This window comes from Sphingopyxis sp. SCN 67-31, assembly GCF_001725095.1.
On sequence record NZ_MEFH01000050.1, the window covers coordinates 22053 to 44026 of the forward strand.

Here is a 21974-nt window from a genome sequence, read left to right on the forward strand (position 1 = left end):
CGCCCCCGTCGCAGCAGCGATCAGAACTTGACTGTCGCTTCGACGCCATAAGTGCGCGGCATGCCGCGGTTCAGATAATCGTAGCCGAACACGTTCATGTTGAGGCCGTAGGTGTAGTAATATTTGTCGAACAGATTCTTCGCCCACAAGCTAACCGACATATTGTCGTGCGCATAGGTTAATCGCGCATTGGCGAGCCAGTAGCCCGGATTTGCGCATGTAATCGCCTTACCCGCGAGCGTTATGTTCGATCCCGCTGGGGGTGTATCGCACGGTGTCTGCCCATAATTCTTGAACGGATCAAAATAGTACTTGCCCATGTAGGACGCATCACCGCGCAAGGTCAGCTTGTTGGTGCCGTCATCGATCATATCCCAGTCGAATCCGGCCTGGAACGTAACCTCCGGCGCGTTCGGGAAGGGATTGCCGTTGACGTTCAATGTCGGGCTTGCCGGGTTTGCCGGATCGATCACATTGCCTTTGTACTTGCTGTTGAGATAGCCCAGCGAAGCATCGAAACGCAACGTATCGGCCACCTGCCAGGCGAGTTCGGCCTCGCCACCGAACAGGCGACCATTGGCGCTGCGCGTGAAGGTTGTAGCGCCAACCACCTGCGTTACTTGGTGATTCGAATACTCGTAGTAGAAGCCCGCGAGGTTAAGTTGGACGCGGCGATCGAACAGCCGGGTTTTGAGCCCCGCCTCATATGCATTCAGCTTTTCAGGCTGGATATAATAGACTTGATTGACGCCCTGATAGGCAAGCCCGTTGAAGCTGCCGCTGCGGTAACCGCGACTGTACTGGAGATAGCCCATGATATCATCGGCGAACTCATAGCTGACATTGATACGGCCGGTTAGCCTGTTTGCCTTTTCGCGCTGCTCAAGCGGCGCGAGATTGGGGTTGTATGGATTGCTGTAGGGGATCAGGTTGACAACCGGCGTCGTACCGTCGAGCGCATAGAGGAAAGTGCTGCCGTTAAGGTAATTGACCTTATCCTGGGTGTAGCGTGCACCCACCGCCACGGTCAGCCGCTCGGTCGTTTTCCAGGTTACGTCGCCGTAGATCGCCTTCGAGGGGCGCGACACGTCAAAACGCTGTTCGCCGAGGATCGGGGTGAACGGAGGCGCGCCTGCCCCGGCGCAGCCCGCCGAAAAGCTACCCCCCATGCCGCCATTGCCCGTATTATTGATCGCGATGTCGGTCTGGAGTGCAATCAGCGAGCGTGCATCAAGGAAGCCGTTGGGATTGATCTCGATCGCGTCGCAGAATCCGGCATCGCCAGGCCCCAACGCCGGATTGGCGGCAAAGGCTGGGATATAGCGGATCGCGTCGGGCGTTCCGATTGCGGCGTTATTGTAGCTGCCCGGAAGACCGGCGCCAAGCAGCAGCGGCCTCAGCGCCCCGAAAAAGTCCGGGTAGTTGACCGTCTTGACCTTGTCCCTGCCATAATAAAGGCCGGCAATGATATCGAGGCGGTCGTTCGAATAGCTGAAACGCAGATCCTGGTTGAAATTCTTGCTCGTCGACGTGAGGCCGATCGAGCAGAGATCGGCTGGGCCGCCATCGCAATCATCAGGATTGTTGATATAGTCGCCGGTGTCGTAGCCGGTAATCGAGGTGACGGAGAATTGGTCGCTGACATCCCATTTGATGTTGAGGGCTATCCCTTTCGACTTGCTGATGTTCTTACCTACCCGATCAACTGCGACCTCATTGTCACGCAGCAACCGCCCGCCTAGGAAAGGTTGCGGATCGTAACGCGAATAGCCGAGCGCATCCTGCCCGCCCGCGAGTTGACCACCTGCATAGGGCGCGGTGCCCCATGGATCGTCCTTCGCGGCATAGAGCTTCAAATTGATGTCGAGATCGGGATCGGGCCGGAAGCGGATCGAGATGCGACCGCCGATCGTATCGGTGGTCCCTAGGTCGCGCTCATTCCCAGGCAGTACATTGCGCTGCCAACCATCCCCTTTTGCAAAAGTACCGGCGACGCGGACGCCCAAGATGTCGGGAACCAGCGTCGCTTCAGCGGCGCCCTGCACCGTGAAAGTGTCGTAATTGGCATAGCCGGCGGTCAGATAGCCATTGGCCTCTCCCAGATCCGGCTTGCGCGTGAAGAAGCTGATCGCGCCACCCGTGGTGTTGCGACCGTAGAGTGTTCCTTGCGGTCCGCGCAGTACCTCGACCCGGTCGATGTCATAGAGTTGCAGGCCATGGCTCGCCCGGAAGCTCTGATAGACTTCATCGACATAGACGCCAACCGGCGACGCAGTGGAGGCGGAAAATTCGTTCGCCACTGAAATCCCGCGCAGCGAGAAATTCGGTTGGGTGCGACCATAGGGAGTGGTGACTTGCAGGCTGGGGATCGCGCCCATCAAGTCTGAGGTCTCCGTGATGCCGCGCGTGCGCAGCGTCTCGCCGCCTATGGCGGAAACGGCGGCCGGAACATCCTGCAAATTCTGTTCGCGCTTCTGCGCCGTGACGACGATTGTCTCAAGGCCACCTTCCTGCGCCTCGGGCTTTTCGCCCTGCGATGCAGCGTCCTGGGCATGTGCCGGCACTGCAAGCGCACACGCGATCGATAGCGCGGTGGCACAAAGCAAATTTGTCCTAAAGGCTGTGACCATGACTGTCCTCCCCACGGCATTTGTGATTTGGCGCCATTTGCCGCGCCTTGGGCTCATCGTCCAATTCAATTTGTTGGCGAACTATTCCTTCCACTCATTGATTGAGGATTGTTGAGCCTGCACCGGCGACGTCTCGTGGCGGAGCAAATGACCCCATACACTTCATTGGAATAGTCACGCTGAGCGCGCCCAGCGGGACGGATGCGCGCGCGCGAGGCGTTCCAATCCAGCTTTTCCAAACGGTGTATCGGTGTAATCGGCGGTGCCAACGGTTTTCCCTTGCCGAGTAGCAAAGGAAATCAGCTATTCGGGTGACCGTGAATGCACCATCTCTGTCGCCGTGAGCGGCGACAGCGCGCCTTGAAAGCAGCCCCGTCGACATCCGCGTATACGGGCTGTGCATTGTGCCGTTGTTGGATCATGAAGATGAGGTACGAATTCATCTGGCGATACGGATTCTCAGGCACGCCAAAGGGCCGTGTCTGGACGGCCGAATCGGTCGATGACCGAAGCCCTCATTCGCTTGCTTCCTGTGCACGGCTCAGAAGGCGACGCGGTCACTGCCCTTGAGACCGAGGATTTCCCTCGCTTCGGCGGGGCTCGCGGGTTCGTGACCCATTTCGGCGAGGATGCGCTTGATCTTCTCGACCTGCTGGGCATTCGAAGCCGCAAGGACGCCGCGTTCGATGAAAAGGCTGTCCTCGAGCCCGACGCGGACATAGCCGCCGAGCAACGCCGCCTGCGTCAGAAAGGGCATCTGGTGCCTACCCGCGGCGAGCACCGACCAGCGGTAATTGCCGCGTCCGAAGAGGCGATCGGCGGTTTCCTTCATATAATGAAGATTTTCGAGATCGGCACCGATGCCGCCCAATATGCCGAAGATCATCTGGACGAAGAAGGGTGGCTTCACCAGGCCGCGATCGACGAAATGGGCGAGATTGTAGAGATGGCCGACGTCATAGCATTCATGCTCAAATTTGGTACCCGCCTCCGCCATCGTCGTGAGGATCGTCTCGATATCGCGGAAGGTGTTGCGGAAGATATAGTCGTCGGAGCCGGTGACATAGTCCTTCTCCCACGCGTATTTCCAGTCGGCGATGCGCTTCGCGGCGGGGAAGAAGGCGAAATTGAGCGAGCCCATGTTGAGCGAGCAAAGCTCGGGCTTGAAACGCGCAGAGGCGGCGAGGCGCTCGGCGACCGGCATGGTGGCCGCACCGCCCGTCGTGATGTTGATGACGGCGTCGGTGCGCTGCCGGATCACGGGCAGGAAGCGGGCATAGACCTCGGGATCGCCGGTCGGCCTACCGTCCTCGGGGATGCGGGCATGGAGATGCAGGATCGCCGCGCCCGCTTCGGCGGCGGCGATCGACTGCTCGGCGATCTCCTCGGGCGTGACCGGGAGCGCGTCCGACATCGTCGGCGTGTGCGCCGATCCCGTCACCGCGCAGCTGATGATGACCTTGTTGCTCATGGCCAGACTCCATTCAATCGTCGAGGACGGCGACCGCGCGGGTCCAGCCTGCCGAAGCGCCTTTGATCTTGGTCGGGAAACACATCACGGTGAATCCGGAGGATGGAAGCGCTTCGAGATTATGCAGCTTCTCCAGATGGCAATAGCCGATTTCCCGACCCGCTTTGTGCCCCTCCCAGATCAGGTCGGCATTCCCGGTTTCGGCATATTTCTGCGCCGTGTAAGTGAACGGCGCGTCCCATGACCATGCATCGGTCCCTGTCACCCGGACACCGCGCTCAAGCAGGTGAAGCGTGGCTTCGCGGCCCATTCCACACCCCGCGTTGACATAGTCATCCGTGCCGTAGGCCGAACCGGCCCGCGTGTTGATGACCACGATGGTCAGCGGGCTGAGCTTGACGCCGATCCGATCGAGTTCAGCCCGAACATCCTCGGCGGTCACCACATAGCCATCGGGGAAATGCCGGAAATCGAGCTTGACGCCTGGTTGGCAGCACCAGTGGAGCGGAACCTCGTCGATCGTGATCGCCCGCTTGCCCCCATCCATCGTCGAATGAAAATGGTAAGGTGCGTCGAGATGCGTGCCGTTGTGCGTGATCAGCTCGACATGCTCGATCGCCCAGGCCTCGCCATCGGGCAGGTCGCTGGCCGTCATTCCGGGGAAGAAGGCCAGCATCTGTTCTCGTGTATCATCGTGCCCGAAATATCGGACCCGTGGACGAAAGGCCGCCGGATCCGATACGATATCATTCTCGATGGGCATCGAAATGTCGATGATGGACTCGGCGGTGGGAATCGTGATCATGAGAATATATTCCCGGCTAGAACTTATACCCGATGGTCACGCCATAGGTTCGCGGCTCCTCGAGGAAGCCGTTGACGCCAAATCCCACGATGCTGGAGCTGACAAAGGCGTTTGAGATGTACGTCTTGTTGGCGAGATTCTTGCCGTAGACGGTCACGCTCCAGCGATCGCCCGGATCGGTGTAGATCAGCGAGGCATTGAGCTTGGTCTTTGCCGGCTGCGACACCTGCGGAACGTTGAAGGCACTGAAATAGACCTTATCGACCCACAAGACCTCTCCGCGAAGGGCAAAGGATCCATGGTCCGAGCGCACGGTATATTGTGCCATGGCGTCGACCGTCCATTTGGGGGCTTGCGGCAGGCGGTTGCCGGCGTTGTTGAAAGCCGGTGCGCCGGTCGCCGGGTCGACGGTGCGCCCGTCACCTCCGGGTCGCGCGGGATCGATACTGATGAAACTGTCGAACTTGGCGTTGAGATAGGAGCCGGTCAGACCCAGTTCTAAGTCGGGCGTGGGGCGCGCGCGCAACTCGAGCTCGGCACCGTAGATCGTCGCTGTCGCCGCATTCTCCAGCGCGAGTGACGCGTTGACCACCTTGCCGACCTGGAGATCCTTGTAATCATAATAAAAGCCGGCAAGATTTATGCGGAGCCGCCGATCGAGGAATTCCGATTTCAGGCCCCCTTCATAGGCCGTGACCTTCTCCGGCTTCACGGGCGGCTGCACGCCGCCGACATTGTAGGTGCCGCTTTTGAAGCCTCGCGAAACCGAGGCGTAGAGCAAAGCGTCGGGCGTGATTTGATACTCGAGCGCCACTTTCGGCGTGAAGGATCGGAAGGTCTTGTGCGGTTGGCAGGTCGGGACCGATGGGATATCGGCTCCGCACTGGGCGAGCGGCGCGACGGGATTGGCGGGCGAATAGGGTCGCGCGAGGTCGAACTGAAGCTGTTCGGAAATGCCTTTTCGCTCGATGCTGTAACGGCCACCGACGACGAGGTGAATCTCCGGGGTCAGATTGTAGGTCGCTTGCCCGAAGATGGCGCCGGCATCAGTCTCGAGACGCCCGCCGGCATAATAGCCCTGGCGGATGACGCCGGGACCGCCGAAGCCAATATCATTGTAGGGAATGATGATCGCGCCGGCGTCATTTTCGTGGAAATAAAATGCCCCCAGCAGCCATCGGAACCGGTCGGATTCGGACGAGAGCTGAAACTCCTGGCTGAACTGTTTGTCGTCTTCGTTCTGGAAGATCGGCGCGAGACGAAAACTGGTGGAATCGAGGTCCGATCCGGTAATGTATTTCGTGCTGCGATAGGCCGTGATCGACTTGGCTGTGACGCCGCCGAATCGATATGCAATCTCGCTGCTGACACCCCAGATCGTGCGCCGGTTGAACGGATCGGCTTCGTTTGCGATATCGCGCGGATTGCTTGCGGTGACGCCGCCGAACTGAATGCCGAAAGGTGTGATTGTCTGGCCGCTGGCAGTCTGGCCCGCGGGTCCGAAATAATGATAGCCGTTCGCGTTGTCATTTTCTCGATGATAGTCGGCGATCAGAGTGATGGTGAGATCGTCGGCGGGTAAAAGCTTCAGCGTACCACGGATCGAACGGGCATTGGTGTCGTCGATCCTAGTGCCGGTCGTGATGTTTCGGCCATAGCCGTTGCGGTCGTCCGTCGAGAAAGCGATCCGCGCGAGCACTTTATCAGAGACAATCGGGCCGCTGACGGCGCCGTCGAACGCCAAACGACCATAGTTGCCGACCGTGACATCGCCATAACCCGAAAACGTGTCGGTGGGCTGGCGCGTTATGAGGTTGATTGAGCCGCCGGTCGCGTTGCGGCCATAGAGCGTGCCCTGTGGCCCGCGCAGAACTTCCACGCGATCGACGTCGTAGAATGCGCTGAGCGCTGCGGCGCCGCGCGAAATGAACGCGCTGTTGAGGTGGAAAGCGATACTTCCCTCGGCGCCGGTGCTGAGGTTGTCGAGGCCGATGCCGCGCAGCGAGATTCTCGCGACGCCGAGCTGCTGGCCGAGGTTGAGATTGGGGACGGCGGCCTGCAGACCCTCGATGCTGTTGATGCCCGCCTTCGCGAGGTCATTGCCGGATAGGGCCGTCACCGCGAGAGGAATTTTCTGCACCGACTCGCTGCGCTTCTGCGCAGTCACGATGATGTCCTGAAGACCGGCGCCCTGATCCTGTGCGGCGGGCGTCGATACGGCCTCCGGCTGCGGAGTGCTCGCAGCCGATGAAGCCGGCTCAGTCTGTGCGTAAGCGCTTGTGCCAACGACCGCAGGCAAAAGAAGTCCGATCCGCGCGGCGCGCGGCCAAAGCTTATCCATTTCGTAATCCCCTCCTCGTTGGACGCCGACGCGGTTCATGCGGCGCCTTTGGTTTCCTACCCCGCTATGCGGCCAGGTTCTGGCGCGCGGTCTCCTCCATCTCTGCCATTGCCGTGGTGTTGGGCGGCGGAACGAGCGGACCGCGACGCAGGGCCTGCTCCATGATCCGCTCGCGCGAGCCCTCCGCCATGCGGAGCAACTGCTTGAAGTCGACGCCAGTCAAGCGACCGTGGCGCTTCACGACCTCGCCGCGCAGGACCACCGTATCGATGTTGGAAACGTTAGCCTGCAGCACGACCGCGCCCACCATGTCGTTCAGCGGCATGAGGTTGAAGTCGTTGGGCGCGATGAGAACGATATCGCCATCCTTGCCCGGCGTGAGCGATCCCGTGCGATGATCAAGACCCATCGCTTCCGCGCCGTTGATCGTCATCCACGCGATCGCGTCACGTACCTTGAATGGGATATCCTCAGGCATCCGACCTTGCGCATTGACCGGATCGTTGGCCAGGACGCGCGCGTCTTGAAGACCGAGGCGTGCCTGCGTGAGTAGGTCGCCACCGTTGCAGGAGATAACGTCGGCCCCAAGTGTAGGCTTGATGCCGACATCGTGGGCGCGGCCGATCAAGGGGTGGCCCATGCCCATCTGCAGTTCCGTATCGGGCGTGCATGAAACCTTGGCGCCATTATCGGCGAGCAGGCGAAGTTCGTTGTCTGTCACGGAATTGCAATGCACATGGACCTGGTCGGGTCCAAGGAGTCCGGCCGCCGCGAGTTCCTCTATACCGCTGCAAAAAGCGGAGCCCCAGAAACAGTTCGTGTGAATTGTTTGCTGCACGCCAAGTCGGCGGCCTGTCATGATCTCCTTACGCGTCGAATCGAACGGATACATCCCGACCTCGGTGATCGCGACCGCCATGCCCAGCCGCTGATCGTCCGACGAAAAATGCTGCGTCCTTATCCGTTCCGCATCGGCGATGCGTTGGTCGACGCTCGTAAAATAAGGCCGGTCGACCGGTGCTGGATAGAAGCCGTAGGCATAGAGGCCAGCAATCCGGGCGTCCCGCAGGCCGCGGATGGCCTCATCGGCATGTTCCGGACTGTGCGACGTATGTGAGAAGTCATAGAGCGTCGTGATCCCGGCGTTCAGAGCTTCTAGGGCGCCGATATAATTGCCCACATAGACATCTTCTGGCGTATAGACGGGCGAGATGTTGAAGCGGATGCAGCGCATATACTGCATGAGGCTCATGTCGGCGCAAATCGCGCGTAGCTGAGTCTGCCAAGTATGCCGATGCGTATCGACCATGCCTGGCATTACAATCGTGCCGGTCGCGTCGATCTCCTCTGCCTCATCATGGTGAAGGTTTTGACCGATCTCAGCGATGCGTCCGTTCACGATCAAAACATCCCCACTGGGCACGTCGCCGATCGCAGGATCGCCGGTGATGACATAGCCGTTACGGATCAGGATCGGTCTCACAGTTTCGTTCCCCTACCATCTATTTTTGTGACGGAAGCCAGCGTAGGCTGCGCGTCCTTGATCGAGTGATACGAACGTTCCACTCACATGTCAATTCGGGGCGCTTTTGGGGGAGAAGATGATTGAAATTACCAGATATTAAGCCAAAAAAGGCAATCTCCAAGCCGCAAACGGAACGACCGGATCTGCGCGAGCAGATCCTGGACGCCGCCGAGTCGCTGTTCGCGGACCGGGGCTATTTCGGCGTTTCGGTGCGAGAAATAACGGATGCAGCGTCCACACGGCTCGCCGCTGTGAATTATCATTTTGGAACCAAGGAAGCGCTGTTCACGGAAGTCATAGAACGCCGCAGCGCGTGGTTGAACGAAGAGCGGCTGCGAAGGCTTGCGGAGCTGGACCTCGATCCAGATCGCCCGGAAGCATCGGCTCGACTTCTCATCCGCGCATTTTACGGCCCCCTCTTGAGCCGTTTTGAATCCGGTGAGCCGGGGTGGATGAATTATTGTCGCCTCATCTCACAGATAGCAGGCGTGCAACTCTGGATGGACGAAATAGTTGCACCGCTATTTGATGAAATATCTCGCCGATATGTCGAGGCGATGATATCTATCAAACCAAAGTCATCGCGCGATGATGCCTTGCAGGCCTATCAGTTTATTCTGAGCTGTACGCTGTACACATTCGCCGACAATCGCCGGATCGATCACATGTCGGGTGGGCGACTTTCTTCACGGAACATCTCGGTGACCCTGAAGGCCATGGAGGACTTTTGCGTGGGGGGATTGTTATCGTGTCTTAGGGTACAGGGCATTGGCAAGCTCGATGGTTGATGCCGCTCACCGTGATTGCCTGCTTGATTGAACGAATGTCCGCCATGAGGGCGCTCTTCCGACGTAGGTGAATTTGTGACGTAGGGCATGGTAGGATATGATACGATACTGCTTCTTATTGTTCAGTCCCACTATTCACGGATGCATCTAAGTAACTGACGTTTATAATAATTATGGTGGAAAGCCGCGCTCTTAATCAGCGGTTCCGAGCCGTGACGCTTATCGCGAAGCCGCCCAACGAGGGCGCTGCCAATACGGCTGTCTCCGGTCGCTCGGCGGCAAGCGCTGGATGGGCGCAGAACAGCCCGTGAGCTGTGAGAACTCGATAGGATCCTTCTCGACATCCGACACTGCGGTTGCCGCGTCGATCACGTCGGCCCAATCTTGCAGCATCCGCCTTCGCGGGGTGAGATAGAGCGCGCTGTTATAGGCGCCGCGCACTTCGTCCTCATCCTCGTGGGCGAGCGCCATCTCGATCCAGTCGGGCTTGTAGCGTTCGGCTTCGTTCGCCCAGGTCGAGCCGAGCCCCCGAAACCCATGCACCGTCTGCCGGCCAAGATAGCCCATGCGGTAGCAGGCATAGATCATGGTGTTCTCGGAAATAGGCTTTCCAGGCTTGGCTCCGGGAAAGAGGAACGCATCGTTCGTCGCCTGCAAGCGGCGCTGAACGATCATTGCGGCCTGGCGGGACAGCGGAACAAGATGCTCACGTTCCATCTTCATGCGCTCCGGCGACAGACGCCATAGCGGGTTCGGTCCATAGAGATCCTCGAACTCGTCCCTGGCCGCGAAGCGGGTTTCGCTGGTTCGGACCCATGTGAGCAAGGTGAACAGCAGCGCGTCACGGGTGATCTCGCGGCGGCGCGGCGTGTCCTCGCCGTCATAGGCGAAGATCGCCCGCACCAGCTTCGGAAACTCCGCGAGCGGCACGCGCGCCATGTGCCTGACGGGCGGCTTGGGCTTGAGCGCATCGTTGAGGCCGAGCGTCGGATCGATGGTCGCCCAGCCGCTCGCGATCGCGAAGCGATAGATCTGGCTGACGTTCTGCTTGAGGCGACGGGCGATATCGAGGGCGCCGCGCGCTTCGACCGCGCGGATCATCTCGAGAATCTCGGGCGGGTCGATTTCCGTGATCGGACGCTTCCCGATGACCGGAAAGACGTCGCGCTCCATCCGGTTGATGACGCGCAGGGCATGGGCCGAGTCCAGCCCTTCAATACGATTGGCGTGCCAGGCCCGCGCAATCTCTTCGAACAGCTTGAGCGCGGCCCTCTGCTTCTTCGCCCGCTTCCTGGCCTCGGCGGGGTCCTCACCCTGATCGAGCAGCCGCTTGGCTTCGGTCCGCTTCTCGCGGGCGATCGCCAGCGTGACGGTCGGATATTTGCCGAAGCTCAGCAGTTTTTCCTTGCCGTCGAAGCGGTATTTCAGGCGCCAGAGCTTCGATCCGTTCGGCTGGACGAGCAGGTGCAGGCCTTCTCCATCGGACAGCTTGTAGGGGCGCTGCCGCTTGGTGGCGTATTTGACCTCAAGTTCTTTCAAAGCCATCTGGGGGTATCGCCTGTTTTGGGGACAGCCGAAAAATACCCCCAAAATACCCCCAATCCAAATCGCCGTGGGTGGCCGCAGCGGGTCGCACCGGGACGCCGGCGTACGCAACGGGACGCGAAAAATATTTGATTTTCCTCGAAAAATGTCTGCCAGTGGCCTCAGTGGGCCACCGGTGGACAATCCGGGATGGTAGCGGAGGAGGGACTCGAACCCCCGACACGCGGATTATGATTCCGCTGCTCTAACCGGCTGAGCTACTCCGCCCCGAAAGACCGCCCGTGGGCGAGCCGCGCCTATAAGCAGGCGGTCTGCGCCGGTCAATATCGTCCGCGCATGCCGCGAAAATTCCTTTCAAACGCCGTTTCCCACAGTCCGTCGCGGTAATGGTGGGCGGCGAGGCCCGCGATCGTCAGCGGCCGGGCCCGGAAATCGCGCCGCAGTTCGGCGAGCAGCTTGCGCGCCGCTGCTGGATCGGCCTTGTTCTGGACCGTGATGTGCAGGCGCGGCGTGCCGCGGTCCTGCGCGGCGAGCAGGCCCACGAAACGGTCCGCGATGCGCGCCCGGATCTCCAGCAGGGTGGGGCTTTCGACGCGAAATGCGACGCCGCGATCGAGCAGGTAGATGTCCGAAACACGTGCCACCGGCGGCGGCGTGTCGGCGACGATGGCGCGGATCAGCCGGGCGAGTTCGTCGAGGACCGATGGCGGCAGATGATGGAACAGCGTGATATGCGCCGCCACGCGATTGCGGCTGGGCGGATAATGGGCGGTCCGCAGCGCGTCGAAGAAGCGCTGGTCGGCCGCGCCCGTCGTTGCGGTAACGACGACGGGCGCGGCGCCAGAGGCCCGGACGGGAGGGGGATTGCCCGGGTCGCCAGTCACGAGAAGGGATGGGCGCGGCGGGAGGGGGGATGGCCATCGTCCATGGGACGCCCTTTCTCGATGTCGGGCGCTTTCGGCCAATCCTTTGCGGCAATCCAATCGATTTCCTGGGTCACAATGATCGCCTGCGCCGATGAGAGCGAAAAAGCGCCCCGTTACAAACTGTTCCAGAAGCGATGCAGCGCCGCCGCGACCGCTTGCGGGCGTTCGGCGATCGCCCAATGCCCCGCATCCTCGATGACCGTCAGCGGCGTGCCAGTGCGGGCGGCATAGCGCTGCGCCACCGCCAGAGCGACATAGGGATCGTTCGCGCCCCAGATCAGCGCGCCCCGCGCGGGAAGGTCCGGAAGGTCGCGCGCCCAGTCGTGCCGGAAGCTGAGCCCCTTCGCCGAGCGGTAGAGGCGCAGGATCGCGCGGCGCTTGTCCCTGCCCGCCCATTGCCGCGCCTCTTCCTCCGCTATGGCGGCGGGAAGCCCCTGCGCGGCGAGTCCCTTCGCCAGCGCTGCCGGCCGGCTCAGCGCCATGAACAGTTCGCCGAGCAGCGGCGTGTTCCAGATCCGCGCGATGCGGTGGCCGCGATAATCGGGGTCGATCACGGCGTTCGACACCGCCCAGCTTCGGATGAGGTCGGGGCGCAACATCGCGACGCGCTGCGCGATCAGGGCGCCCCAGTCGTGGCCGACGATGTCGATCGGGCCATGCGCGCGCGCCAGCGCCGCCGCCTCCCCCACCGCCCAGTCGGCATAGGCCTCTTTCGTCGCGGGGAAATACGCGGGCAGCGGGGCCGTGAAGCCGGGCAGTGCGGGCGCCGCGACCGGCGCATCGCCGAGGTCGAGCGCGTCGAGTAGCGGGCGCCAGACCGCAGGGCTGTCGGGAACGCCGTGGAGGAAGAGTTTCGCGGTCGCCATCGTCGCTTCGCCTTTCCTTCGCCCTTCCGAACGCGCGGCCCTATCCGTACGGCGCAAGGCTGCCAGCCGTCCCGGCTTTCGCCGCGACGGCGCTTGTCCTACATCTCCCCGCGCTCGCGCCGGATCTCATACCATTTCTGCACATTGGCATTATGCTCGGACAGCGTGCGCGCAAAGATATGGCCGCCGTCGCCCTTGGCGACGAAGAAGAGATAGTCGTTGGGTTCAGGGTCGAGAACCGCCGCGATCGACGCCTTGCCGGGATTGGCGATCGGCCCCTTCGGCAGACCGACCATCGCATAGGTGTTGTAGCCGTTCACCGCCTGGATTTCGGACCGCAGGATACGACGGCCGAGCGGCTTACCCCTGGTGATCGGATAGATGATCGTCGGATCGGCCTGCAGCTTCATGCCGACCGCGAGCCGGTTGGTATAGACGCCCGCGACGGTGCGACGCTCGGCGGGGACGCCGGTTTCCTTCTCGACGATCGAGGCGAGCGTGATCGCCTCGCCCCGGTCCTTCGCCGCGGTGCGCGGGGTGCGTTTCGCCCAAAGCTCGGCAAAGGCCTTGTCCATCGCCGCCTGCATCCGCTTCAGCACCGCGGCACGGCTTTCGCCGGTGGTGAAGGCATAGGTATCGGGCAGCACGCTGCCCTCCGCGGGCACCGCCACCTCGCCCGTCAGGCGCGGTTCGGCCATCAATCGCTCCCACACCATGATCGAGGGCATGCCTTCGGGAATCATCACGAAGCGCTGCACGGTCTTGCCCGACTGCAGCAGCGCGAGGATATCGCCGGCGCCCATGCCCTTCTTCACTTCATATTCGCCGGGTTTGATCGGCTTGTCAGAGCCGAGGAAGCGCGCCCGGTTGCGGAAGGCGGACGCCGACGCGACGCCAGCCTTCTCGAGGATCTCGCCCGCCTTCGCGATGCTCGCGCCCGGCGGGATGACGACCACCGTATCGCGCGGCGCGCCGCCCGAGCAGGCGGCGAGCAGCAGCGCGAAGATCGCAATCGTCAGCCAGCGAAACGGACGCACCCAAGTCTCCCGTCAGTCCTTGCCCGGCGGCCTAAAGCCACAAAAGCCTCGCTTGTGCAGCATGCTTTTGTGTCCTTTGCGGCTTTAAGCCGGGCCCGGTCGAGCGCACGCGCCTGCTAAAGCATGGCGGCGCAATGTAGGAAAGAGGTTTCAGTCCGGCTCGAGCTACTCCTCGACCGCCTTGACGATCAGGCTGGCGTTGGTGCCGCCGAAGCCGAAGCTGTTGTTGAGTGCGGCGCGCACCGGGCGCTTCCTGGCCTCGTGCGGGACGAGATCGACGCCCTCGGTCCCCTCGTCGGGGTTGTCCAGGTTGAGCGTCGGGGGGACGATCTGGTCGCGGATCGCGAGGATGCAGAAGATCGTCTCGACCGCGCCGGCGCCGCCGAGCAGGTGGCCGATCGCCGACTTGGTCGAGCTCATCGACACGTCGCTGATCGCGTCGCCGAACAGGCGCTTGACCGCGCCGAGTTCGATCGTGTCGGCCATCGTCGAGGTGCCGTGCGCGTTGATATAGTCGATGTCGTCCGGGGTCATGCCCGCCTTCTTCAGCGCCATCTCCATCGAGCGATAGGCGCCGAAGCCGTCGGGGTGCGGCGCGGTGACGTGATAGGCGTCGCCCGACAGGCCGTAGCCGACCACCTCGGCATAGATTTTCGCGCCGTGCGCCTTCGCATGCTCATATTCCTCGAGCACGACGACGCCCGCGCCCTCGCCCATCACGAAGCCGTCGCGATCCTTGTCATAGGGGCGGCTCGCCTGTTCGGGGCGGTCGTTATAGCTCATGTTGAGCGCGCGCGCCTGCGCGAAGCCGGCGATGCCGATCGGGCAGATCGTCGACTCGGCGCCGCCCGCGAGCATGATGTCGGCGTCGCCGTCCTTGATCATCCGCGCCGCGTCGCCGATCGAATGCGCGCCGGTCGAGCAGGCGGTAACGACGGCATGGTTGGGGCCCATCAGCCCGTATTTGATGCTGACCTGACCCGAGATCAGATTGATCAGGCGGCCGTGGACGAAGTGCGGGCTGACGCGGCCGGGGCCCTTTTCGGCGAGCAACAGGCTCTCGCTCTCGATGCCCGGCAGGCCGCCGATCCCCGACCCGATCGAACAGCCCGCGCGCAGCTTCTGCTCGTCGGTCATCTCGGTCAGGCCGGCGTCCTCGATCGCCTGCCCGGCGGCGTCGATGCCATAAATGATGAAAGGGTCGACCTGGCGCTGCACCTTGTGATCGACGCGCTTCATCGGGTCGAAGCCATATTCGTGATCCGCCGGCTTCACCTCGCACGCGATCGTGCATTTCTGGTCCGACGCGTCGAAGCGGGTGATCGTCCCCGCGCCCGACTTTCCGGCGATCAGATTGGCCCAGCTCGTTTCGACGTCGCCGCCCAGCGGCGTCACCAAACCCAAACCCGTCACCACAACCCGGCGCATAGTCATTCCTTTCGTCGGGCCTCGCCTCTTCGGGGCGCGGCATCATCTTTGTCGGGGCATGCCCAAAAAAAAGGCTTCCCGGCCATGGCGCGCAAGCGCTGGGAGCCGGGAAGCCGGAAACGCGTGGGCGGCGTCGCCGCCGCGTCCGGCCGCGCCGGACCGAACGGGCCTAGCCCTTGTTCGCTTCGATATAGTCGATCGCATCCTTGACGGTGGCGATCTTTTCCGCCGCATCGTCGGGAATCTCGACGCCGAATTCTTCTTCGAACGCCATCACCAGTTCGACGATATCGAGGCTGTCGGCGCCCAGATCGTCGATGAAGCTCGCTTCCTCGGTGACTTTGTCGGCTTCGACGCCCAGATGCTCGACGACGATCTTCTTAACCTTTTCGGCCGAATCGCTCATGCACAGTTCCTTTTTTCTGACTGTCTCGTGAATGTTGGAATTTGCCCTAGTGTCCGTCAGCGGGGCTGGCAAGAGGCTGGCGTCGCGACCGCGGCCAGGCGCCGCATCGACACACCGCCCCCGGACAAGGCGCAGGCCGACCGTCGCCCCCTTTCTGCTGTTCGGCCACCTGTCCCCGGAAATAGGGGGTAGAGCCGCCGGCTTCAAGGACGAACCCACGGCCGATCGCGATGATCATGCCCCCGGAAAGCGGCGCGGGCCGTATTCCGGTCAACCGCGCGGGGTGGCCAGCACCACGCCCGAATCGCGCAGCGCCGCCGCGGCGTGCCTGACCACGGCGGGCGTAATCATGAACTGGCCGAGCACCTTTTCGGGCGCTGTGTCTTCCGGCTGCCGCGTATAGGTCAGCAGGCGCTGCCAGAGCTGGCGCGCTTCGGCCAGCCGGCCCTGCCGCGCCAGGACGATCGACCGCACGACCAGATATTGCGGCTCCATGTTGCTGGGCGACGGCATGCCGTCGAGGATGGCGCGCGCCTCATCGACTTCGCCGCGCTGCGACAGCACGAACGCAAGCGTGACCGCCGGAACCCCCGCATAGCTGGCGTCGAGCGCGAGCGACCGGCGCAGCAGCGCCTCTCCATTGTCGCCGACGCTGCACGTCAGCTTGAACAGCCCGATGAAGCCGGCCATGTCGGGATCATAGGGATTGAGCCGGACCGCGGCATTGCCCATCGCCTCCCCCGCGGCGCAATCGCCGGCATAGAAATGGGCGCGCGTGATCGCGAACAGGCCGGCCGGCGTGTTCGGACCGTTTTCATAGGCGCGCTCGGCCAGCCCGCGCGCCTCGGCGAAGATCGCCTTGCCCTGCGGCGTCCCCCGCTGCGGCCCCCAGTCACCGAACCGAAGCCAGGACAGCGCATTGAGCAGCACCGGGTCGCGCGGCGCGCGCTCGACCGACGCGCGCAGGCAGTCGCCGACCCTACGCGCCCCTTCCGCGGTGCGATTCTGCCGCATCCGGCTGAACTGGGCCAGACAGGGGTAGCCGGGAGCGTAATCGTCGGGCTGACGGCGGAGCTGGTCGCGAACGATCACCCCGTAATCGCCGGCGATCTGGGCGATCGCGGGCTCGAGCTGACCGAATTCGGGCACGTCGCCGTCATTCACCCGCACCTGCGTCGACCAGATGGCCCGCTGGTCGGCGACGCGATTGAGCACCAGCGTTACATCGACCGGCCCCTCGACCGTCCGCACCACCGAACTGTCGAGTCGGTAATCCGCGCGGTCGCGCCGGTCGTCCTCGCGGCTCCGCGCGCTCAGCAGGTCGACGAACTCGAAGCGGCGGATACCGTCGCGCAGCTTGCCGTCGAGCGCGCGCGCCAGCGCCCGCGAAACCGCGCTCTCCCCCGCTTCGGGGGCGCTGATCTCGACCAGCGGCATCGGGTCGATATTGCCCTGGAATACCGCCTGCTGCCCGCGCCAGGCCCACCATCCCGCGAGCGCCGCGAGCCCCGCCAGAACGAGCACGGCGAGCAGGACAGTGCGGCGTCCGCGCCGCAAACGCGCCGGGGGCAACGCGGCGGCTTCGTGCGAAGGCGTCGCGACCGGGTCGACCGATGCCGCGGCGGACGCTTCCGCAGCATTTTCGGCGGAGCGGGCCGGCGGCGGCGCGGCACGATGCTGGACGACGATTTCATAACTGCCCTGCGGAACGCGCAGGCGGTGCACCCAAGGCGTATCGGCATAATAGCGGTCGAGCAGGTTGCGCAGGCGCCCGACCATGACGCGGGGATAGCTGTCGAGCGAGGGATCGAAATCGTGGCTGCGCCCCAGCGCCTCGGTCGCGATCTCATAGGCCTTGGGCGCGCTCCGCGCGCCGCGCAGCCGGTGATCGGCCAGATATTGCAGCAATCGCGACAACACCGGCGAGCGAACGAACAGCGGTGATTCGAGCAGGCGGCGCAGCTCCTGTTCGACGATCCGGTCGCCGGCGTCGCTGCTCTCCGACTCGTTCGTTCCTGTATGATTCATTCTACCCTCGATGCTCCCCGACGAGCTGCTGCGGTAGATACGCCAATCCCGGAGCACGACCAGACACCGTTACGGCCATGTAACGGTAACAGATAGGCCGGAACGCGCCATGCTGAAAATTGGTTCCCGCCAATCCGGCCAAAATCCGGTGAAACAATCTTAGCATTTGGTTATCAAGTAGCGACAACCCGCTACGTGACCCCATGTAACTATCATTTCCCCGTCACCGCTGCCACCTTTCAATCGTCGCGGTGCCCCCCACAACACCGTGGTCTGGTCTGAGACATGTTCTCAGTTCGACGAATTGAAGCCGGTGGGTTGAAGAATGCGAGCTGGTCCCTGGCATTCTTCGCAACACCTGTCGGCTTCATACACTGAGACTTTGCCGGAGGGGACATAGCCCCACCTGTGCCCCCTCCGGCAGGTCCGCTCTCCCCCCTCATCACCACGATCAGAAGCGTGTCCGGACTTGTCCGGTCCGCGCCGTATCCCGCAATATCGGGCGTCGGCGCCAATCCGTCGTGCGATGAAAGGGCGCCGGCTCGTGCCGACGCCCATGGTGCTGCCGAAACGCTTCGGCTCAGCTTTAGCTTTTCGTCGCGGCGCCGGCCTGACACGGGCCGGTGTGCGTGCTGACCACCTGCATCACCATTTCCATGTCGCCGCCGGTCGGGATCTTGCCCTTGGTCGTGATGGTCACGTCGCTCTTCTTCGCTTCCATCGTTCCGGCCATCGCCATGTCCATCGTCTGGCCGTTGGCGGTGCAGGTGCCCGCGACGTCGATCTTGCCGCCAGCGACATCCTTCTTCGACCATTTGCATTCGCCGCCGTTGCCCGAACCTTCCTTGGCGAGTTCGGCCGCGATATCCTCCTTGTCGACCTGTTCCTGCGTGAAGCACTGGTCCATGCCGCTCGCGCCTTCGACCATCTGCTTCATGCCGGCCTTCATCTCGTCGGGCATGCCGGGGACCTCGAACTTGACCAGCTTGACCTCGGTCTTCCAGTTGCCTGCCTCGCGCTTCACCGGGCCGTCGCTGTTTGCCGACTTGCTGCATCCCGTCACCGCCATGGCAACGCCAAGGGCCGCGATCGTCACAAATTTCCTCATATATTCCATCCTTCTGCTGGATTGGGCGATAACCCCGATGCGATCCATTTGGTTGCCGTCACGCCACGTTGTCGTGGCAGGCAAACGATACCATATTCCTCGTGATGGCAATCCAGATTCGCACCTCGCTCGACGAAATCGACACCAGCGGCGATTATGTCCCGCACCGCCCCGCACGTCCCGACAAGGTCGAGGGCGGCAAGCGCTTCGAACTGGTCAGCGACTATCAGCCCGCCGGCGACCAGCCGACCGCGATCCGCGAACTGGTCGACACCGCGCGCGCGGGCGAGCGCGACCAGGTGCTGCTGGGCGTCACCGGATCGGGCAAGACCTTCACCATGGCCAAGGTGATCGAGGAATTGCAGCGCCCCGCGCTGATCCTCGCGCCGAACAAGATCCTCGCGGCGCAGCTCTATGGCGAGTTCAAGAGCTTCTTCCCGAACAATGCGGTCGAATATTTCGTCAGCTATTACGACTATTACCAGCCCGAAGCCTATGTCCCCCGCTCCGACACCTACATCGAGAAGGAGTCGAGCGTGAACGAGGCGATCGACCGCATGCGCCACTCGGCGACGCGCGCGCTGCTCGAACGCGACGACGTGATCATCGTCGCCTCTGTATCGTGCCTTTACGGCATCGGGTCGGTCGAAACCTATTCGGCGATGATCTTCGACCTCAAGAAGGGACAGGTCGTCGACAGCGGAGAGATCATCCGCAAGCTGGTGGCGCTGCAATACAAGCGCAACGATCAGGCCTTTTCGCGCGGCAATTTCCGCGTCCGCGGCGACAGCCTGGAAATCTTTCCCTCGCACTATGAGGATATGGCGTGGCGCGTCAGCTTCTTCGGCGACGAGATCGAGGAAATCACCGAGTTCGACCCGCTGACCGGAAAGAAGATCGCCAACCTGAATTATGTCCGCGTCTTCGCCAATTCGCACTATGTGACCCCCGGTCCGACCCTGAAACAGGCGAGCGAGGCGATCCGGCACGAACTGGCCGAACGGCTGAAGGAACTGGAAACCGAAGGACGGCTGCTCGAGGCGCAACGGCTGGAACAGCGCACCAATTTCGACCTCGAGATGATCGCGGCGACCGGAAGCTGCGCGGGAATCGAGAATTACAGCCGCTTCCTGACCGGCCGCCTGCCGGGCGAGCCGCCGCCGACCCTGTTCGAATATCTGCCCGACAACGCGCTGCTGTTCGTCGACGAGAGCCATCAGACGATCCCGCAGATCGGCGCGATGTCGAAGGGCGACCACCGCCGCAAGATCACGCTGGCCGAATATGGCTTCCGCCTCCCCTCCTGCATCGACAACCGGCCGCTGCGCTTCGCCGAATGGGATGCGATGCGGCCGCAGACGGTCAGCGTCTCGGCCACTCCCGGCACGTGGGAAATGGACCGTACGCAGGGCGTCTTCGCCGAACAGGTGATCCGCCCGACCGGGCTGATCGACCCGCCGGTGATCATCCGCCCGGTCGAGGAGCAGGTCGACGACCTGATCGCCGAGGCCAAGGCGACCGCGGCGCAGGGGTATCGCACGCTCGTCACCACGCTGACCAAGCGGATGGCCGAAGACCTGACCGAATATCTGCACGAGGCGGGGCTGAAGGTCCGCTACATGCATTCGGACGTCGAGACGCTGGAGCGTATCGAGATCATCCGCGACCTGCGGCTGGGCGTGTTCGACGTGCTCGTCGGTATCAACCTGCTGCGCGAGGGGCTCGACATTCCCGAATGCGGGCTGGTCGCGATCCTCGATGCCGACAAGGAGGGCTTCCTGCGCAGCGAAACCAGCCTCGTTCAGACGATCGGCCGCGCGGCGCGCAACGTCGACGGGCGCGTCATCCTCTATGCCGACCGCATCACCGGCAGCATGGAGCGCGCGATGCGCGAGACCGACCGTCGCCGCGAAAAGCAGCAGGCGTATAATACCGAACACGGTATCACGCCGACCACGATCAAGCGCAATATCGGTGACATCATCGCGCATGTTGCGTCGAAGGATCAGGTCACGATCGACCTGGGCGACAACAAGCCCGACCATATGGTCGGCCACAATCTGCGCGCCTATATCGCCGAGCTCGAAAAGAAGATGCGCGACGCCGCCGCCGACCTGGAGTTCGAGGAAGCCGGCCGCCTGCGCGACGAGATCCGCCGGCTGGAAGCCGACGAACTGGGCCTGCCCCCGGACGAACAGGTCGCACCGCGCGTGGGACGCTCGAACGAAGGCAAGCCGGGAACGCGCAAGGGACGCTTCGGGAAGCAGAGCAAGACGAAGTGGGGGCGGTAGGCGATTGAATTGCCGCGCCTGGCGCATGGGTGTCCGCTAGCGGACACCCGTCACGATCCGATCCGAAACTATGAATGAGCGGCGGCCAAGGACGGCAGCGGATCAGGATTGGGTTGACATGAGCGATAATGTCTCGTATAAAGGACAAGTGATCGAAGTTCGGCGAACGCGTCAGTTCGATAAATGGCTCCGCGCTTTACGGGATCGTCGGTCCCTGTTGCGGATTGCCGACAGGCTGAGGCGCTTTGCATCCGGCCATGCGGGCGACACGAAGCCGGTCGGCGATAGTGTGTACGAGTTGAGGCTCGCATTCGGGCCGGGATATCGAATCTATTATATGTGGCGCGATAGCACGCTGGTACTTCTGCTGATCGGTGGCGACAAGGATAGTCAGGCGCGCGATATTGCGAAGGCCAAGGAACTGGCAAGGAAAGCAGACAATGGGATTGAAGACGACGCGCTTTGACCCGGCCGACTATATCGAAACGGCCGAGGATATCCGTTTCTACCTCGAAGCAGCGATGGAAGGGAACGACCCCAAGCATATCGCCTGCGCCATCGGCGATGTCGCCCGTTCCAAAGGCATGAGCGAAATCGCTCGCAAAACGGGCCTTGGCCGGCAGGCGCTTTACAATGCGTTGTCGGAAAACGGCAACCCGACACTGGAAACGCTGACCGCCGTGCTGGACGCGCTCGGCCTGCAATTGTCGGTGCAACCCAAAAAGGCCGCCTGACCGCTTCGACAAAAGGACGATCCCCGCCGACGAGCGCCCTTGCTC

Annotated in this window: 17 protein-coding genes and 1 tRNA gene; 4 read left to right on the forward strand and 14 right to left on the reverse strand. The window is 62.5% G+C overall.

The features are described from left to right. Positions 1-20: 20 nt before the first annotated feature. From ABS88_RS06285 to ABS88_RS06305, 5 genes are all read right to left on the reverse strand, one after another. Positions 21-2630, reverse strand: coding sequence for a TonB-dependent receptor (locus tag ABS88_RS06285; RefSeq protein ID WP_286749430.1), 2610 nt, complete (start codon positions 2628-2630; stop codon positions 21-23). Between the two features lie 541 nt (positions 2631-3171). Continuing rightward, the gene (gene kce, locus ABS88_RS06290) at positions 3172-4101 is read right to left on the reverse strand and encodes a 3,5-dioxohexanoate:acetyl-CoA acetone transferase (protein WP_011415056.1); all 930 of its coding nucleotides are present in this window, start codon (positions 4099-4101) and stop codon (positions 3172-3174) included. A gap of 13 nt (positions 4102-4114) precedes the next feature. Then, positions 4115-4906 (reverse strand): cyclase family protein, encoded by a 792-nt coding sequence (locus tag ABS88_RS06295; RefSeq protein WP_011415055.1) that lies wholly within the window; start codon positions 4904-4906, stop codon positions 4115-4117. 16 nt (positions 4907-4922) lie between these two features. After that, positions 4923-7286 (reverse strand): TonB-dependent receptor, encoded by a 2364-nt coding sequence (locus ABS88_RS06300; protein ID WP_231726127.1) that lies wholly within the window; start codon positions 7284-7286, stop codon positions 4923-4925. Positions 7287-7311: 25 nt separating this feature from the next. Next, the gene (locus ABS88_RS06305) at positions 7312-8730 is read right to left on the reverse strand and encodes an amidohydrolase family protein (protein ID WP_058454905.1); all 1419 of its coding nucleotides are present in this window, start codon (positions 8728-8730) and stop codon (positions 7312-7314) included. 122 nt (positions 8731-8852) lie between these two features. Between ABS88_RS06305 and ABS88_RS06310 the strand changes: the two genes are divergently transcribed. Further along, positions 8853-9560, forward strand: coding sequence for a TetR/AcrR family transcriptional regulator (locus tag ABS88_RS06310; protein ID WP_058454906.1), 708 nt, complete (start codon positions 8853-8855; stop codon positions 9558-9560). A 219-nt stretch (positions 9561-9779) separates the two neighbouring features. Here ABS88_RS06310 and ABS88_RS06315 read toward each other — a convergent pair whose 3' ends face one another. The 9 genes from ABS88_RS06315 to ABS88_RS06355 all read right to left on the reverse strand — a co-directional run bounded on the left by ABS88_RS06315 (position 9780) and on the right by ABS88_RS06355 (position 18904). Next, positions 9780-11150 carry a tyrosine-type recombinase/integrase gene (locus tag ABS88_RS06315; protein WP_286130816.1) on the reverse strand — a complete coding sequence of 457 codons (1371 nt, stop codon included), beginning with the start codon at positions 11148-11150 and terminating at the stop codon, positions 9780-9782. Between the two features lie 145 nt (positions 11151-11295). Further along, positions 11296-11372 (reverse strand) — tRNA-Met (locus tag ABS88_RS06320). Positions 11373-11425: 53 nt separating this feature from the next. Then, positions 11426-11989, reverse strand: coding sequence for a 2'-5' RNA ligase family protein (locus ABS88_RS06325; protein WP_286749432.1), 564 nt, complete (start codon positions 11987-11989; stop codon positions 11426-11428). A gap of 155 nt (positions 11990-12144) precedes the next feature. Beyond that, positions 12145-12897: an alpha/beta fold hydrolase gene (locus ABS88_RS06330; RefSeq protein ID WP_076074811.1), complete on the reverse strand. Its 753-nt coding sequence runs from the start codon at positions 12895-12897 to the stop codon at positions 12145-12147. Positions 12898-12995: 98 nt separating this feature from the next. Continuing rightward, positions 12996-13934 (reverse strand): endolytic transglycosylase MltG, encoded by a 939-nt coding sequence (mltG, locus tag ABS88_RS06335; RefSeq protein WP_104959473.1) that lies wholly within the window; start codon positions 13932-13934, stop codon positions 12996-12998. 165 nt (positions 13935-14099) lie between these two features. After that, positions 14100-15362 (reverse strand): beta-ketoacyl-ACP synthase II, encoded by a 1263-nt coding sequence (gene fabF / locus ABS88_RS06340; RefSeq protein WP_286749433.1) that lies wholly within the window; start codon positions 15360-15362, stop codon positions 14100-14102. Between the two features lie 169 nt (positions 15363-15531). Then, entirely contained in the window at positions 15532-15768 is a 237-nt protein-coding gene (locus ABS88_RS06345) for an acyl carrier protein (protein WP_003039428.1), read from the reverse strand. 270 nt (positions 15769-16038) lie between these two features. Further along, a complete protein-coding gene (locus ABS88_RS06350) occupies positions 16039-17796 on the reverse strand; it encodes a tetratricopeptide repeat protein (RefSeq protein ID WP_286749435.1) in 1758 nt (585 codons plus the stop codon). A 586-nt stretch (positions 17797-18382) separates the two neighbouring features. Next, entirely contained in the window at positions 18383-18904 is a 522-nt protein-coding gene (locus ABS88_RS06355) for a DUF3617 domain-containing protein (protein ID WP_158682112.1), read from the reverse strand. 104 nt (positions 18905-19008) lie between these two features. Between ABS88_RS06355 and uvrB the strand changes: the two genes are divergently transcribed. From uvrB to ABS88_RS06370, 3 genes are all read left to right on the forward strand, one after another. Further along, positions 19009-21195, forward strand: a complete 2187-nt coding sequence (gene uvrB, locus ABS88_RS06360; RefSeq protein WP_076074798.1) for an excinuclease ABC subunit UvrB — start codon at positions 19009-19011, stop codon at positions 21193-21195. A 118-nt stretch (positions 21196-21313) separates the two neighbouring features. After that, a complete protein-coding gene (locus ABS88_RS06365; protein WP_234002606.1) occupies positions 21314-21661 on the forward strand; it encodes a type II toxin-antitoxin system RelE/ParE family toxin in 348 nt (115 codons plus the stop codon). After that, positions 21636-21929, forward strand: coding sequence for an addiction module antidote protein (locus tag ABS88_RS06370; protein ID WP_067108372.1), 294 nt, complete (start codon positions 21636-21638; stop codon positions 21927-21929). The genes ABS88_RS06365 and ABS88_RS06370 overlap by 26 nt, the downstream gene beginning before the upstream one ends. Positions 21930-21974: the final 45 nt, after the last annotated feature.

Bases quoted from the DNA above. Each gene is read 5' to 3' on its own strand.
- ABS88_RS06285 (WP_286749430.1), bottom strand. From the start codon at position 2,630: ATGGTCACAGCCTTTAGGACAAATTTGCTTTGTGCCACCGCGCTATCG.
- kce (WP_011415056.1), bottom strand. From the start codon at position 4,101: ATGAGCAACAAGGTCATCATCAGCTGCGCGGTGACGGGATCGGCGCAC.
- ABS88_RS06295 (WP_011415055.1), bottom strand. From the start codon at position 4,906: ATGATCACGATTCCCACCGCCGAGTCCATCATCGACATTTCGATGCCC.
- ABS88_RS06300 (WP_231726127.1), bottom strand. From the start codon at position 7,286: ATGAACCGCGTCGGCGTCCAACGAGGAGGGGATTACGAAATGGATAAG.
- ABS88_RS06330 (WP_076074811.1), bottom strand. From the start codon at position 12,897: ATGGCGACCGCGAAACTCTTCCTCCACGGCGTTCCCGACAGCCCTGCG.
- fabF (WP_286749433.1), bottom strand. From the start codon at position 15,362: ATGCGCCGGGTTGTGGTGACGGGTTTGGGTTTGGTGACGCCGCTGGGC.
- ABS88_RS06345 (WP_003039428.1), bottom strand. From the start codon at position 15,768: ATGAGCGATTCGGCCGAAAAGGTTAAGAAGATCGTCGTCGAGCATCTG.
- ABS88_RS06350 (WP_286749435.1), bottom strand. From the start codon at position 17,796: ATGAATCATACAGGAACGAACGAGTCGGAGAGCAGCGACGCCGGCGAC.
- ABS88_RS06355 (WP_158682112.1), bottom strand. From the start codon at position 18,904: ATGAGGAAATTTGTGACGATCGCGGCCCTTGGCGTTGCCATGGCGGTG.
- uvrB (WP_076074798.1), top strand. From the start codon at position 19,009: ATGGCAATCCAGATTCGCACCTCGCTCGACGAAATCGACACCAGCGGC.
- ABS88_RS06365 (WP_234002606.1), top strand. From the start codon at position 21,314: ATGAGCGATAATGTCTCGTATAAAGGACAAGTGATCGAAGTTCGGCGA.
- ABS88_RS06370 (WP_067108372.1), top strand. From the start codon at position 21,636: ATGGGATTGAAGACGACGCGCTTTGACCCGGCCGACTATATCGAAACG.